We start from the raw sequence: 14,589 nt of genomic DNA on the forward strand, positions 1-14,589 counted from the left end.
GGCGGCAAAAACCTTGGAGAGTTGTCTGACGCAGGTCAGAACTTCATGCTGGCCGTGACCTGGAAGATCCGGCCGGCGCCTGGCACGTAGTGGCCGCTGTAGATCGAGTCGGCGTAGAGCTTGTTCGTCACATTGCTCAGGTTGGCCTTGATCGTGTAGCGCTCGTTGATGGTGTATTCGGCCATCAGGTCGGCGGTCACGTAGCCGGGCACATCCCAGCCAGGGTTGCGGATAGGCGTCTGCGAGCTGCGGAAGTTCAGGCCGCCACCGATGCGCAGTTCAGGCGTGATCTGGTAGGTGGTCCACACCGTGCCGCTGTGGCGGGGCGTGAGCGATGGGCGGCTGCCCTGGCCTTCAGCACCTTCGGCGCCGATGTCGATCTTGGCGCTGGGCATCCACATGTACGAGCCGTAGATTTCCCACTGGGGTGTCAGGCGGCCGGTGATGTCGATCTCGGCACCCGCAGCGTGGCGCTTGCCGGACAGCACTGCAATGTTCAGCAGCGGGTCCACATTGCGCTCGTGGTACTTGGTCGAATGGAACAAGGCCAGGCGGGTGGTGAAGCGCTTGTCTGCGGAATCCAGCTTGGCGCCGAACTCGATGTTGCGGCTCGACTCTGGTGGCGTGTTGACCGTCTGGGCGCTGTACGAATACGTGTCGCCCGAGGTGTTGAACGATGTGCCGTACGAGAAGTGGTACGACTGCAGATCGTTGGGCTGGTACAGCACGCCCGCACGCTTGCTCCACTCGGAAATCTTCTGGCGGTAGCTAACGGTGGTGACGGGGCCTGGGGCCGCAGCAGGAATGCCAAACGTGCTGTAGCTGCCGTCCATGTTGTCATAGCGCAGGCCGGCCAGGAGCTTCCAGTGCGGCGCGATCTGGATCAGATCCTGTGCGTAGACCCCGTAGCCCTTGGACGTGAAGTCGCTGGAGGTGCGCAGCACGCGGCGGGTTTCGTCGATGCCCACACCGTCGTTGGGCGTGCCCACGGTGGTCGGCGGCTTGGCCAGGTCCACACCGCCTTGTGCGGCGCTGCGGGCGGCGTACACGGTCTTTTCTTCGCGGGCAAAGTCAAAGCCGGTCAGCAGTTCGTGCTTGTAGCCCAGCGCTTCAAATTTCTTGCTGAAGTCGCTTTGCAGGTGGACGGTGTCCATGTCCTGGATCTTGAGCTGCGTGCCGCGCGTCAGGCGCGTGGCGGGGCCGAAATTTGCCAGCGTGGCGGCCACGCCACCGGGTTGCTGCGCTGCGGCTGCCAGGCGGACGGTGCCCGCACGCTGGTCGCGTTCGAAGCGGCCAAAACGCAGCTGGGTCTTGAGTTCCGAGTCGGCGCCAAAGCGGTGGATATGGCCCAGCGAGGCAAACGTGGCACTGCCGGCGTTGTAGTCGCTGGCGGCGCCGTAGTAGTTGCGGGGGTCCAGCGGCAGCAGCGTGGTGTCGCTGGCAGGCGAGTTCGCGTTGCGGCGGATCCAGGGCATGCCGTAGTTCATGCCGTTCTTGTTGTCCAGGTGGTACAGGCTCACCGAGAACTCGTTGCGGGTGCCGATGCCAAACGCATACGTGCCGGCAATGCCCTTTTTCTCAAGGCTGCTGCCAGCGCCGTTGTTGTCCGCCGTCGTGCTCATGGCATTCAGGCGCAGGGCGGCGTTTTCACCCGTGAGGATGTTGAAGTCGCCCGTGATGCGGCGGTATTGGTGGCTGCCCAGCGTCAGGTCGACCTGGTGCGAATCGATGAGGCGGGGTGTCTTGCTGACCTGGTTGACCGCACCGCCGGTAGAGCCACGGCCGAACAGCATCGACGCGGAGCCGCGCAGCAGTTCGACGCGGTCCAGGTTGAAGGTGTCGCGGTCGTAGAAGGCGGGGTCGCGAATGCCGTCGATGAACATGTCGCCAGTGCTTTGCAGCGCAAAGCCGCGCAGGCGGATGTCTTCTTCGCCGCCTTCGGCCGCGAGGAAAGTGATGCCGGCGGTGTTCTTCAGGGCTTCCTTGACGGTGTCGAGGTTGCGGTCGTCGATGAGGCGCTCGGTGACCACGGTGACCGACTGGGGAATGTCACGCAACTGCTGCTTGCCCTTGCCGATGGTCGTTTCAGTGGCACGCACGCTGTCCTTGCCTTCGGGGGCTTCGGCGCGCTCTTTCACCACCACGGGTGCCAGCGTCTTTTCAGGCGTGGTCGCCGTCTGCGCCATGGCGCCTACAGAGGCCGCCAGCATCAGCGCGCCCAGGGGCAGAAGGGCCTTGTCAGACGCTGTGCTGCCCTTGCGAACCGGTTGGCTGGAGAGAAGAGAGGGTTGTGAACGCAGCACTGTGCTGCGGCGCTGAGCGCGTGATTTTGCCAAGATGGCCTCCGTCAATGGGGGATGTGCAGACGGCGCTGTTGCGCCTGGGAGCGAGCCAGAGGCGGTGGACCGTGAACAAGGTCACCTAATCCCGCCTCTTTTGCGTCTTTATGTTACATCGAATGCGGGTCATTCTCATTTGCATTGATGTATAGGCGCCACACATTCCCTCGGTACAGACGAAAAAAAGCCGGCTGAGCCGGCTTTTTCTAAAGGCGCAAGGCGCTTACTTGACGTGCTTGCCGATCAGGCCAGCCAGTTCGAACATCGACACTTGGGGCTTGCCAAACAGTGGCTTGAGCTTGGCGTCGGCGTTGATGTTGCGCTTGTTCTTGGCGTCCTGCAGGTTGTTGGCCTTGATGTAGACCCACAGCTTGCTGATGATCTCCGTGCGCGGCAGCGGCGCAGCGCCCACCACGGCAGCCAGCTCGGCGCTGGGCGTGAGTGCCTTCATGAAGGCGGCGTTGGGGGTGCGCTTCTTGGCGGGGGCGGCAGCCTTGGTGGCGGGTGCCTTCTTGGCCGCGGGGGCTGTTTTTGCCGGAGCTTTCTTTGCAGTTGCCATGTTGGGTTGTCCTTGTTGGAAGTAAATTTTCACCAGCGAAAACGACGCTTTCCCACTGGCAGGCAGATGCTACTGGGAAAAAAACGGCTTTCCAAGGGAGAAACCGCTTTTTTTGCCTCGATTTGTAGTTGTGGCGCCCCCTGCAGGCCCATAGAGACGTTGCGAGGCGCCCAGGGCTTGAAGCGCAAGGGTAAAACCCCGTGTTTTCCCTATGCTTGCGGGGAGGCATGGGTTTTTGAAAGGCGGCACGACAATGCGCACTTTGGCGATGCCAGCCGCTTCCAACGGGCGCGTACAACCCGCGTCCTTTTTGAGTCGATCCGTTTTTTGAACCTGTCGAAAGGCCCTTGAGAAATGTCCGCAACTTCCTTCGCCCCCGCCGCATTCAGCACTTGCGATTTTTGTGACGTGCACAAGGCTGACACGAGCGGCGCGTTTCGCGTGCTGCCGCCCGTCTTCCAGAGCTTCGGCGGCGTTGTGGCCTTTGCGGGGCCGGTCAGCACGGTCAAGTGCCACGAGGACAACACGCAGGTGAAGGCCGCTGTCGAATCGCCCGGAGAGGGCCGTGTTCTGGTGGTGGATGGGGGCGCTTCGCTGCGCCGTGCGCTGGTGGGCGGCAACCTGGCGGCGGCCGCTGCGCGCAACGGCTGGGCCGGCGTGGTGGTAGACGGCTGCGTGCGCGACGTGGCCGAGCTGAACGCAGCCGCGGTGGGCATCCGCGCGCTGGCGTTGATGCCGCTGCCGACCGAGCGGCGCGGCGAGGGCCAGCGCGACGTGGCGGTGCAGATCCAGGGTGTGTGGGTGCGGCCGGGCGACTGGCTGTACGCCGATGCCGATGGCATGGTGGTCAGCGCGCAGCCTTTGTCGACGTAGCAACGCGTAGGCGAACCACGCGGGGGCGGCAGATCGATCAATCAGCGTGTGGAGTGCGCCGGCCTACCCGCAGCGCGGCGCGCGAGGGCAGGGTGGCCAGCAGTACGCTGGCCAAGGCAATCGCAAAAGCCGCCCACTGCACGCCGGTCAGGGATTCGCCGAGCAATGCGACGCCCACCAGCGCTGCGCTCACGGGCAGCATGACGGAGAACACGCCGCCTTGCGCTGCGGGAACGGCCTTGAGTCCGGTCATCCAGAGCCACACCGTCCACACGCATGCGGCCAGCGCGTAGAACACCAGCAAAGCCCAGGTGCCCCAGCCCACGGACGCGAAGTCAAAACGCCATGCCGCATACAGGCCGAATGGCGTCGACAGCGCAAAGCCCCACAGGTTGATGAGCGAGGTGATGCGCTTGGGGCCCAGGCTCCCGGTGAGCTTCTTGCCGATGACGGTATAGGCCGCCTCGCACACCACAGCCCCCACGAGCAGCAATGGCCCCAACCATGCCAAACTTTGAGTGTTTTTGGCGCCCAGCGCTTGTCCTATATGCGCTGAATGCTCTTGTTTTGATAGCGAAAACAAGGCGATCCCCGCCACCGCACAGCCCACGGCCGCCCAGGTGCGGGGCGCGACACGCTCCCGCAGGAACCCCCACCCCATCACGGCCACCGCCGCCGGGATGGCCGCCAGCGTCACGCCCGCGGTGACGGCATTGGTCAAGCTCACGCCGTAGAGCATGCACACGGTGAAGAGAAAGTTGCCCAGGAACGACTGCAAAAACAGCAGCCACCGGGCCTGGGGAGTGAGTGGTGGCTCGTGCTCGGGCTTCTTGAGCCAATGCAGCATCGCAATGCCGCCGATCCCGAACCGCATCCACGCCAGCAAAAAAACCGGAAGCACAGCGACCAGGGGTTTGGACAGTGCCACATAGCTGCCCACCAGTGCCATGCTGAGGCCCAAACACAGGTAGGCGAAAGGACGGCTGGGCGTGGTCACTAAACTGCAGGTGGTTCAACAAAAATGAGTGCGCATCATGCCCGACGAATCCACCTCCGAGCGGCCACCCCGGTGGGTCTTTGTGTACGGCACCCTGCGCAAGGGGTGCAGCAACGACATCACGCGGCTGCAGCCGCCCCCGCAGTTTGTGGGGCAGTCACGGGTGGCAGGTGTCCTCTATCACCTGGGCAACTATCCCGGCGTGACGTTGGGCGGGCCTGAATGGGTCGAGGGCGAGGTGTATGCGATAGAGCCAGCGCTCGAAGCGGTGCTTGACGACATCGAGGACCTGGGGACGAATCCCACGGATGAGTACATCAAGCGTGAGATCGTGGTCGAGGTTCAGGGCCAGGCGTTGCCCTGTCTGGTGTATGAAATCAATTCCCAGTACGTGCTGTCGGCCCCGCGCATCCACCATGGGGACTGGATCAAATTCCTGTAAAGCGCCCAAGCCTGTTGAGCGCTTTGAGCGCTGCACATGCATTCCGCAATACAAAAATTGCTTTCCATATTGCGGAACGTGATAGATGTTGCATTGCCGCAATTTTTCTCGATATGAGAAATCAATTTCTGTATTGAGAAATGGCGTGGTTAAGTTGTTGTTTTGAAAAGAGAAAATTTATCTCTTGTATAAGACATAAGAGCTTGCTCAAGTCTTATAGAAGACTTAAAGTTGTCTCCAAGGGCAGCGCAAGCAGCCCGGCGTTTTCAACCAACCTCCTGGAGTGATCTCATGCCCCAATCCTTGAACGAACAACTGAGCCGCGAACAGCAAATTGCCGCCCTGGAAAAAGACTGGGCCCAGAACCCCCGCTGGAAGGGCGTGAAGCGCGGTTACTCCGCCGCCGACGTGGTGCGCCTGCGCGGCTCGCTGCCCATCGAGCACACGCTGGCCAAGCGCGGCGCTGAAAAGCTGTGGGAAAAGATCAACGGTGGCGCCAAGAAGGGCTACGTGAACGCGTTCGGCGCCATCTCCGCCGGCCAGGCCATGCAGCAAGCCAAGGCAGGCCTCGAAGCCGTGTACCTGTCGGGCTGGCAAGTGGCCGCCGACGGCAACACGTCCGAGACCATGTACCCCGACCAGTCGCTGTATGCGTATGACTCGGTGCCCACCATGGTTCGCCGCATCAACAACACCTTCAAGCGCGCTGACGAAATCCAGTGGGGCCGCGGCATCAACCCCGGCGACAAGGAATTCATCGACTACTTCCTGCCCATCGTGGCCGACGCGGAAGCCGGTTTCGGCGGCGTGCTGAACGCCTTCGAACTCATGAAGAACATGATCCAGTCGGGCGCTGCCGGCGTTCACTTTGAAGACCAATTGGCTGCCGTGAAGAAGTGCGGCCACATGGGTGGCAAGGTGCTGGTGCCCACGCAGGAAGCCTGCGAAAAGCTGATCTCCGCCCGATTTGCCGCTGACGTGATGGGCGTGTCCACCATCGTGCTGGCCCGCACCGACGCAGAAGCCGCCAACCTGATCACGTCCGACCACGACGCCAACGACAAGCCCTTCCTGACCGGCGAGCGCACGCAAGAAGGTTTCTACCGCGTCAAGAACGGCCTGGAGCAAGCCATCAGCCGCGGCGTGGCCTACGCCCCCTACGCCGACCTGGTGTGGTGCGAAACCGGCGTGCCAGACATCGGCTTCGCCCGTGAATTCGCCCAGGCCGTGCACGCCGCCTGCCCTGGCAAGCTGCTGTCGTACAACTGCTCGCCATCGTTCAACTGGAAGAAGAACCTCAACGACACGCAGATCGCGTCGTTCCAGGAAGATCTGTCGGCTCTGGGCTACAAGTACCAGTTCATCACGCTGGCCGGTATCCACATCAACTGGTTCAACACCTTCCAGTTCGCCCATGCATACGCTAACGGCGAAGGCATGAAGCACTACGTGAACATGGTGCAAGAGCCTGAATTCGCTGCACGCGACAAGGGCTACACCTTCGTGTCGCACCAGCAGGAAGTGGGCGCAGGCTACTTCGACGACGTGACCACGGTGATCCAGGGCGGTTCGTCCAGCGTGAAGGCCCTGACGGGTTCGACCGAAGAAGAGCAGTTCCACTGATCTGCGGCGTGGATGGAGGTTTTGCGCGGCCGCGGTGTGGCGCAAAACCCATCAAATCCAACCGGTCTGTGAAGCCCGAAGCACCCGCTTCGGGCTTTTTGCTTTGCGCAGGGTTAAAATGGCGGCAAATTCAATGCACAAGAGCGAGAAAGGCAATCTGGTTATGACACCGCGAACTACATCGGAGATGTCGACCGGCCGTTAAGGCTGGCTGTTCGCGCCTGCACGAGATTGCACACCCCTCCAAAAGCGCGGACCTGTTCCGCGCTTTTTTGTTTTTGGGCCTGGCGCGTGCCCCACACCCCTTACTCCACATCCTTTCGTCCTGATTGAAAAGAAAGAGCAGTCGCCATGATTCACATCACGCTTCCCGATGGTTCGCAGCGCGAGTTTCCCGGCCCGGTCACGGTCGCTGAAGTGGCGGCATCGATCGGCACCGGCCTGGCCAAGGCCGCCCTGGCCGGCAAGATCGGCGACAAGGTCGTGGACACCAGCTACCAGATCACGGCCGACAGCCCGCTGTCCATCGTGACCGCCAAGGATGCCGATGGCCTGGACGTGATCCGCCACTCCACCGCCCACTTGCTGGCCTACGCCGTCAAGGACCTGTTCCCTGAAGCCCAGGTGACCATCGGCCCGGTGATCGAGAACGGCTTCTTCTACGACTTTGCTTACAAGCGCCCCTTCACGCCGGAAGACCTGGTCGCCATCGAAAAGCGCATGACCGAGCTGGCTGCCAAGGACGAGCCCGTGTCGCGCCGCGTGCTGCCGCGCGACGAGGCGGTGGCGTACTTCAAGGGTCTGGGCGAGAACTACAAGGCTGAGATCATCGCCAGCATCCCGAGCAACGAGGATGTCAGCTTGTACCGCGAAGGCGCTTTCGAAGACCTGTGCCGCGGCCCCCACGTGCCCAGCACTGGCAAGCTCAAGTTCTTCAAGCTGATGAAGGTGGCCGGCGCTTACTGGCGCGGCGACCACCGCAACGAGATGCTGCAGCGCATCTACGGCACTGCCTGGGCGACGAAGGACGAACTGCAGCAGTACCTCACCATGCTTGAAGAGGCCGAGAAGCGCGACCACCGCAAGCTCGGCCGTGAACTCGATCTGTTTCACATGGACGAGCATTCGCCCGGCACCGTGTTCTGGCACCCCAAGGGCTGGGCCCTGTGGCAAGAGGTGGAGCAGTACATGCGCCGCGTGTACCGCAACAACGGCTACCAGGAGGTCAAGGGCCCGCAGATCCTGGACAAGCAGCTGTGGGAGAAGACCGGCCACTGGGACAAGTACCACGAGAACATGTTCACGACCGAGTCGGAAAAGCGCGAGTACGCGCTCAAGCCGATGAACTGCCCCGGTCACATCCTGATCTACAAGCAAGGCATCAAGAGCTATCGCGACCTGCCGCTGCGGTACGGTGAGTTCGGTGCTTGCCATCGCAACGAGCCCACGGGTGGCCTGCACGGCATCATGCGCGTGCGCGGTTTCACGCAGGACGACGGGCATATCTTCTGTACCGAAGAGCAGGTGCTGGAAGAGTGCGCCAACTACACTGCGCTGGTGCAGAAGGTCTACAAGGACTTCGGCTTCACCAACATCATCTACAAGGTGGCCACGCGGCCGGCCGCACGCATCGGCACCGATGAGTCGTGGGACCGCGCCGAGAAGGCGCTGATGGACGGCCTGCGCCATTCGGGCTGCGAGTTCGAGATCGCCGAAGGCGAGGGCGCCTTCTACGGCCCCAAGATCGAGTACACCTTGAAGGACGCGCTGGGCCGCCAGTGGCAATGCGGCACGATGCAGATCGACCCCAATTTGCCGGAGCGCCTGGACGCCGAGTACGTGGCCGAGGACGGCACCCGCAAGCGCCCCTTGATGCTGCACCGCGCCACTGTGGGCAGCATGGAGCGCTTCATCGGCATGCTGATCGAACACTACGCGGGCGCTTTTCCCCTGTGGCTGGCTCCGGTGCAAGTGGCGGTGCTCAATATCACCGATGCGCAGGCTGATTACTGTCGCGAAATTGCCGAAAAACTGCAAAAAGCGCTGCCGAATCAAGACCTTAGGGTAACGGTCGATCTGCGTAACGAGAAGATTACGTATAAAATACGGGAGCATTCGTTGCAAAAGCTGCCATACATCCTCGTCGCGGGCGACAAGGAAAAGGCCGCAGGAGCCGTCGCAGTGCGCGCCCGGGGTAATCGTGACCTCGGAGTGATGTCCATTGAAGCGTTCGCTGAGTTGATCGCCCAAGACATCGCCACCAAAGCCTGAGTTTGATTCAAAACGTGCTTGGTCGCTTGCCAGTCGTGCGGTTGTAGCTACATTTTTTGTAGTATTTTGATTGAAGGAAGATAGCCATCGCTACTGAATTTCGTGATCGTCGCCACCGTGAAGAGCGCAAGCACCGCCTGAACCGTGAAATCATGGCCCCGGAAGTTCGCCTTTCGGGACCAGAAAACGAGCCTTTGGGCGTCGTCAGCCTCATGGAAGCCCTGCGCATGGCAGGTGAGCTGGATGTGGATCTGGTGGAAATCGCTGCCACGGCTAATCCGCCGGTGTGCCGCCTGATGGACTACGGCAAGTTCAAGTACCAGGAGCAAAAGCGCGCTGCCGAGGCGAAGGCCAAGCAGACGGTCATCGAGATCAAGGAAGTCAAATTCCGTCCCGGTACGGACGATGGCGACTACAACATCAAGATGCGCAACATCCGCCGCTTTTTGGCAGAGGGTGACAAGTGCAAGATCACGCTGCGTTTTCGCGGCCGTGAAATCACGCACCAGGAGCTGGGGCTGGCACTGCTCAACCGCATTCGCGATGAGCTCGCCGATTCCATCATCATCGAGCAGTTTCCCAAGCTGGAAGGTCGCCAGATGATCATGATGATCGCACCGGGCAAGAAGAAGCCCGCAGCAGCCAAGCCGGCAGCGGCCGAGGCCACGCCCTCGGGCAGTGCGGCCTAAGCGAGACAGAATTTCCCGGGCTCGTTCCGTAAGGAGCAAACCCGGTGATAGGCAGCGTTCACACGCTGCCGACAGCAGGTGAAAGCCTGCTGAAAAAGTGGCTCGGGGCCAACAAGTTTGCAGATCGGTTTGCAAACGCCTCACGAGCACAATGAAAAAGGAGCATTCATATGCCCAAAATGAAGACCAAGAGCAGCGCGAAAAAACGTTTCCGCGTTCGTCCCGGTGGCACCGTCAAGCGCGGTCAAGCCTTCAAGCGTCACATCTTGACCAAGAAGACCACCAAGAATAAGCGCCATTTGCGTGGTGCAGTTGCTGTGCATGAGACCAATATGGGCTCGGTTGCACAAATGCTGCCCGGCATGGGCATTTAATAACGACGAACAAGGAGTACATACATGCCTCGCGTCAAACGTGGTGTAACGGCCCGTGCCCGTCACAAGAAAGTTCTCGCCCTCGCTAAGGGCTTCCGTGGTCGCCGCGGTAACGTTTTCCGTATCGCCAAACAGGCGGTAATGAAGGCTGGGCAATATGCCTACCGTGACCGCCGCAACAAGAAGCGCGTGTTCCGCCAACTGTGGATTGCCCGTATCAACGCCGCTGCCCGTGAACTTGGCCTGACCTACAGCCAGTTCGCCAACGGCCTGAAGAAGGCTTCCATCGAGATCGACCGCAAGATGCTGGCCGACCTCGCGGTGCACGACAAGGCTGCCTTTGGCAGCATCGTGGAGCAAGTCAAGGCCAAGCTGGCTGCTTGAATTCACGATGGGCGGCTATCTTTTGGATAGCTGCCTGCGCAATAACAGCAAGGGCTAGGGCTTGAAAAAGCGCTAGCCCTTGTTCATTTTCAAGAGTCGATATGAACGAGTTGGATTCCCTGGTCGAAAGCGCGACGCAACTGTTTGCCCAAAGCGCCACCCCTGCTGATCTGGAAAACGCCAAGGCGCAGTTTCTGGGCAAGTCGGGTCGCGTGACCGAGCTCATGAAGGGCATGGCGCAGCTGTCTGTCGAGGAAAAGAAATCCCGCGGTGCCACCATCAACGTTGCCAAGCAGGCCATCGAAGCCGCTCTCACGGCGCGGCGCCAGGCGTTGGCCGATGCCGAGCTGCAGGTGCAGCTAAAAGCCGAGGCGCTGGACGTGAGCCTGCCGGGCCGCCAGCGCGGGCAGGGCGGCTTGCACCCGGTGTCGCTCACGCTCGAGCGCATCGAGGGCATCTTTGGCTCCATGGGGTTCGACGTGGCCCAGGGCCCCGAGATCGAGACCGACTGGTTCAACTTCACCGCACTGAACACGCCGGAAGACCATCCCGCGCGGTCGATGCACGATACCTTTTATGTGGAGGGAGGCACTGACACCGCCCCCAACCTGCTGCGCACCCACACCAGCCCCATGCAGATCCGCCACGCGGTCCAGCACGTGAAGAAGCATCGCGCGCTGCTCGACGCCGGCCAGCCGATGCCCGAGATCCGCGTGATTGCCCCGGGCCGCACCTACCGGGTGGACAGCGACGCCACCCACTCGCCCATGTTCCATCAGTGCGAAGGCCTGTGGATCGGCGAGAACGTGAGCTTCAAGGATCTGAAGGTCATCTTCACGGCGTTTTGCCGCACCTTCTTTGGAAGCGATGACTTGGTGCTGCGCTTTCGCCCGAGCTTCTTCCCGTTTACGGAACCGAGTGCCGAGATCGACATCCAGTTCCAGACCGGCCCGCTGGCCGGTCGCTGGCTGGAAGTGGCCGGATCCGGCCAGGTGCACCCCAACGTGGTTCGCAACATGGGCCTGGACCCAGAGAAGTACATCGGCTTCGCCTTCGGAATGGGTCCTGACCGCCTGACCATGCTGCGCTACGGCGTGAACGACCTGCGCTTGTTCTTTGACGGCGACATCCGCTTTTTGTCGCAGTTCCAGTAAAGCCTGCCGATTTAGCGACGCGCGCACGCCCGGCGGCAGCGCGCCGATCCTTTAGAACAAGAGTCCGACTATGCAATTTCCTGAATCCTGGTTGCGCGAGTTCTGCAACCCACCCCTTACGACCGCTGAGCTGGCCGAGACGTTGACCATGGCCGGCCTTGAGGTGGAAGAGCTGCGCCCCGTGGCGCCGCCCTTCACCAAGATCGTGGTGGGCGAGATCAAAGAAGCCGTGCAGCACCCCGATGCTGACCGCCTGCGCGTGTGCCAGGTGGACGTGGGGCAGGGCGCCCTGCTCAACATCGTGTGTGGCGCACCCAACGCCCGCGTGGGCATCAAGGTGCCCTGCGCGCTGGTGGGCGCCGAACTGCCCCCAGGCGACGACGGCAAGCCGTTCCTCATCAAGGTCGGCAAGCTGCGCGGTGTGGAGAGCCAGGGCATGCTGTGCTCCGCCCGCGAGCTCAAGCTGTCTGAGGACCACGGTGGGCTGCTGGAACTCGATGCCGCTGCACCCGTGGGCCAGGACATCCGGACCCACCTGAATCTGGACGACACGCTGTTCACGCTCAAGCTCACGCCCAATCTGGCGCACTGCCTCAGCGTGTACGGCATTGCGCGCGAAGTGTCGGCCCTCACCGGCGCGCCGCTGCAGCAGCCCACATTCCCCGCCGTGAGTCCAAAGCTGTCCGACAAGCTGGCGGTCAAGGTGAGCGCGCCCGACCTGTGCGGCCGCTTCTCCGGCCGCATCGTGCGCAACGTGAATACGCGCGCCGCCACGCCCCAGTGGATGTTGGACCGCCTGGCGCGCTGCGGCCAGCGCGGCGTGTCGCCGCTGGTAGACATCTCCAATTACGTGATGTTCGAGCTGGGTCGGCCCTCGCACATTTTTGATCTGGACAAGATCCACGGCGGCCTGGACGTGCGCTGGGGCAAGCCGGGCGAGCAGCTCAAGCTGCTCAACGGCAACACCATCACGGTGGACGACAAGGTCGGCGTGATCGCTGACGAGCAGCAGGTCGAGTCGCTCGCCGGCATCATGGGCGGCGACGCCACCGCCGTATCTGACGATACGAAGCACATCTACATCGAGGCGGCCTTCTGGTGGCCCAAGGCCGTGGCGGGGCGCTCGCGCCGCTTCAACTTCTCTACCGACGCGGGCCACCGCTTCGAACGCGGCGTCGACCCTAGTCTGACCGTGGAGCACATTGAGCGCATCACCCAATTGGTCGTCGACATTTGCGGTACCCCGGACACGGCTTGCGGCCCCATGGACGACCAGTCCGTCAACCTGCCGGCGCCTCAGCCGGTCTCGCTGCGCGTAGCGCGAGCATCCAAAGTTATCGGCATGCCGCTGACCCAGACCCAATGCGCCGATGTTCTCGGACGGCTGGGCCTGCCCGTGGTGCAGGGTGACGGCACGCTCACCGTCACGCCCCCTGCGTACCGCTTCGACATCACCATCGAAGAAGACCTGATCGAAGAAGTGGCGCGCATGGTGGGTTACAACAACCTGCCCACCACGCCACCTCTGGCGCCCATTACGCCCAAGCTTCCGCTGGAGGCGACGCGCAGCCCATTCGCAGTGCGCCGCTCGTTGGCAGGTTTGGGCTACCAAGAAACCATCAACTTCAGTTTTGTGGAAGAGCGCTGGGAGCACGAGCTGGCAGCCAACGCCCAGCCCATCAAGCTGCTCAACCCCATTGCAAGCCAAATGAGCGTCATGCGCTCTACCTTGCTCGGTTCTTTGCTACAAGTTTTGAAGTTCAATCTGGACCGCAAGGCCCAGCGCGTGCGTGTGTTCGAGTTGGGTCGTGTGTTCCTGCGCGACGGCAGTGTGCACAACACGGATACCACGGTCGAAGGCTTCAACCAACCCATGCGCGTGTCTGGTTTGGCATATGGCCCGAACGATGCGCTGCAGTGGGGGCGTAAGGAGCAGCCGATTGACTTTTTCGATGTGAAGGGCGATGTGGAGGCCTTGCTGGCTCCGCTGCAGGCCAGCTTCGAGCCCGCCACGCACCCGGCTATGCACCCTGGCCGTTGTGCACGTGTGCTGGTGGGTGGCCGTGCCGTCGGCTTTGTGGGTGAACTGCATCCCCAGTGGCGACAGTCCTGGGACCTGCCATTGGCCCCCGTAATGTTCGAACTGGAACTCGACGCTGTTCTGGCGCGTGTGGTCCCCCAATTCAAGGCGGTGGCCAAGCACCAGGCCGTCGAGCGTGACCTGGCTGTGGTGGTGGCCGAGCGCGTGACGCATGCTGACGTCATCGCGGCCGTGCAGCAGGCCGTGCCGGGGGGAATGTTGCGTTCCGCGGTGCTCTTCGATGTGTATCGGCCGAAGCTGTTGCGTGCAGGCGAAGAAGCGCCGGTGGGTGGTCTTGCCCAGGGGGAGAAAAGCCTTGCCGTGCGCCTCACGCTGGCGCGCGACGAGGCGACGCTGACCGAGGCCGAGATTGAGGCGGCCGTGCAAGCGGTGGTAGCTCAGTTGACGCAGCGCACTGGTGCGCGGCTGCGTATCTGATGAGAACGATATTGCCCAACAGGGGAGTGATGCCATGATCGAATTCGCTGTCGAAAGCCTTGAAACACCGGCGTTGACCAAGGCGCAACTGGCCGACCTTTTGTTCGACCAGATCGGCCTGAACAAGCGCGAATCCAAGGACATGATTGACGCGTTCTTTGATCTGATCTCGCAGAGCCTGGTAGAGGGTAAGGATGTCAAGCTCTCGGGCTTTGGCAACTTCCAGATCCGCACGAAGGCGCCGCGCCCTGGACGCAATCCACGCACGGGGGAAGCCATCCCCATCAAGGCTCGGCGGGTGGTGACGTTTCATGCCAGCAGCAAACTCAAAGAGCAGATTCAAACGGCGGTGGTGACTGCCTGAGT

Annotated in this window: 13 protein-coding genes; 10 read left to right on the plus strand and 3 right to left on the minus strand. The window is 61.9% G+C overall.

The window, feature by feature from the left end:
* Positions 1-35 precede the first annotated feature (35 nt).
* On the minus strand, positions 36-2,210 hold the full coding sequence (locus ACSQ3Q_RS10020; RefSeq protein ID WP_436136973.1) for a TonB-dependent receptor: 2,175 nt from the start codon (positions 2,208-2,210) through the stop codon (positions 36-38).
* 352 nt (positions 2,211-2,562) lie between these two features.
* Complete coding sequence (locus tag ACSQ3Q_RS10025) at positions 2,563-2,898, minus strand: SWIB/MDM2 domain-containing protein (protein ID WP_436134242.1); 336 nt, start codon at positions 2,896-2,898, stop codon at positions 2,563-2,565.
* A 354-nt stretch (positions 2,899-3,252) separates the two neighbouring features.
* Here ACSQ3Q_RS10025 and rraA point away from each other — a divergent pair, with 354 nt between their 5' ends.
* Positions 3,253-3,771 (plus strand): ribonuclease E activity regulator RraA, encoded by a 519-nt coding sequence (gene rraA / locus ACSQ3Q_RS10030; protein ID WP_436134243.1) that lies wholly within the window; start codon positions 3,253-3,255, stop codon positions 3,769-3,771.
* A 37-nt stretch (positions 3,772-3,808) separates the two neighbouring features.
* Here the strand turns inward: rraA and ACSQ3Q_RS10035 are convergent, their stop codons facing one another.
* Positions 3,809-4,768, minus strand: a complete 960-nt coding sequence (locus ACSQ3Q_RS10035) for a DMT family transporter (RefSeq protein ID WP_436134244.1) — start codon at positions 4,766-4,768, stop codon at positions 3,809-3,811.
* A 37-nt stretch (positions 4,769-4,805) separates the two neighbouring features.
* Here ACSQ3Q_RS10035 and ACSQ3Q_RS10040 point away from each other — a divergent pair, with 37 nt between their 5' ends.
* From ACSQ3Q_RS10040 to ACSQ3Q_RS10080, 9 genes are all read left to right on the plus strand, one after another.
* The gene (locus ACSQ3Q_RS10040) at positions 4,806-5,210 is read left to right on the plus strand and encodes a gamma-glutamylcyclotransferase family protein (RefSeq protein ID WP_436134245.1); all 405 of its coding nucleotides are present in this window, start codon (positions 4,806-4,808) and stop codon (positions 5,208-5,210) included.
* 291 nt (positions 5,211-5,501) lie between these two features.
* Complete coding sequence (gene aceA / locus ACSQ3Q_RS10045) at positions 5,502-6,833, plus strand: isocitrate lyase (RefSeq protein ID WP_436134246.1); 1,332 nt, start codon at positions 5,502-5,504, stop codon at positions 6,831-6,833.
* A gap of 351 nt (positions 6,834-7,184) precedes the next feature.
* Positions 7,185-9,104: a threonine--tRNA ligase gene (gene thrS / locus ACSQ3Q_RS10050; RefSeq protein WP_436134247.1), complete on the plus strand. Its 1,920-nt coding sequence runs from the start codon at positions 7,185-7,187 to the stop codon at positions 9,102-9,104.
* 80 nt (positions 9,105-9,184) lie between these two features.
* On the plus strand, positions 9,185-9,793 hold the full coding sequence (gene infC / locus ACSQ3Q_RS10055) for a translation initiation factor IF-3 (RefSeq protein ID WP_436136974.1): 609 nt from the start codon (positions 9,185-9,187) through the stop codon (positions 9,791-9,793).
* A 170-nt stretch (positions 9,794-9,963) separates the two neighbouring features.
* A complete protein-coding gene (gene rpmI, locus ACSQ3Q_RS10060) occupies positions 9,964-10,167 on the plus strand; it encodes a 50S ribosomal protein L35 (RefSeq protein ID WP_409884250.1) in 204 nt (67 codons plus the stop codon).
* 24 nt (positions 10,168-10,191) lie between these two features.
* Positions 10,192-10,551: a 50S ribosomal protein L20 gene (gene rplT / locus ACSQ3Q_RS10065; RefSeq protein WP_187736815.1), complete on the plus strand. Its 360-nt coding sequence runs from the start codon at positions 10,192-10,194 to the stop codon at positions 10,549-10,551.
* 101 nt (positions 10,552-10,652) lie between these two features.
* Positions 10,653-11,705 (plus strand): phenylalanine--tRNA ligase subunit alpha, encoded by a 1,053-nt coding sequence (gene pheS, locus ACSQ3Q_RS10070; protein ID WP_436134248.1) that lies wholly within the window; start codon positions 10,653-10,655, stop codon positions 11,703-11,705.
* Between the two features lie 70 nt (positions 11,706-11,775).
* Positions 11,776-14,223 carry a phenylalanine--tRNA ligase subunit beta gene (gene pheT / locus ACSQ3Q_RS10075; protein WP_436134249.1) on the plus strand — a complete coding sequence of 816 codons (2,448 nt, stop codon included), beginning with the start codon at positions 11,776-11,778 and terminating at the stop codon, positions 14,221-14,223.
* 34 nt (positions 14,224-14,257) lie between these two features.
* Positions 14,258-14,587 (plus strand): integration host factor subunit alpha, encoded by a 330-nt coding sequence (locus tag ACSQ3Q_RS10080; RefSeq protein ID WP_436134250.1) that lies wholly within the window; start codon positions 14,258-14,260, stop codon positions 14,585-14,587.
* The last annotated feature ends 2 nt before the right edge of the window (positions 14,588-14,589 follow it).

The sequence above is a fragment of the Acidovorax sp. LjRoot129 genome (assembly GCF_964253765.1).
Classification (GTDB): Bacteria; Pseudomonadota; Gammaproteobacteria; order Burkholderiales; family Burkholderiaceae_C; genus Acidovorax.

Coding starts and splice junctions, on each gene's coding strand:
- ACSQ3Q_RS10020 (WP_436136973.1), bottom strand. CDS start 2,210: ATGCTGGCGGCCTCTGTAGGCGCCATGGCGCAGACGGCGACCACGCCT.
- ACSQ3Q_RS10025 (WP_436134242.1), bottom strand. CDS start 2,898: ATGGCAACTGCAAAGAAAGCTCCGGCAAAAACAGCCCCCGCGGCCAAG.
- rraA (WP_436134243.1), top strand. CDS start 3,253: ATGTCCGCAACTTCCTTCGCCCCCGCCGCATTCAGCACTTGCGATTTT.
- ACSQ3Q_RS10040 (WP_436134245.1), top strand. CDS start 4,806: ATGCCCGACGAATCCACCTCCGAGCGGCCACCCCGGTGGGTCTTTGTG.
- aceA (WP_436134246.1), top strand. CDS start 5,502: ATGCCCCAATCCTTGAACGAACAACTGAGCCGCGAACAGCAAATTGCC.
- thrS (WP_436134247.1), top strand. CDS start 7,185: ATGATTCACATCACGCTTCCCGATGGTTCGCAGCGCGAGTTTCCCGGC.
- rpmI (WP_409884250.1), top strand. CDS start 9,964: ATGCCCAAAATGAAGACCAAGAGCAGCGCGAAAAAACGTTTCCGCGTT.
- rplT (WP_187736815.1), top strand. CDS start 10,192: ATGCCTCGCGTCAAACGTGGTGTAACGGCCCGTGCCCGTCACAAGAAA.
- pheS (WP_436134248.1), top strand. CDS start 10,653: ATGAACGAGTTGGATTCCCTGGTCGAAAGCGCGACGCAACTGTTTGCC.
- pheT (WP_436134249.1), top strand. CDS start 11,776: ATGCAATTTCCTGAATCCTGGTTGCGCGAGTTCTGCAACCCACCCCTT.
- ACSQ3Q_RS10080 (WP_436134250.1), top strand. CDS start 14,258: ATGATCGAATTCGCTGTCGAAAGCCTTGAAACACCGGCGTTGACCAAG.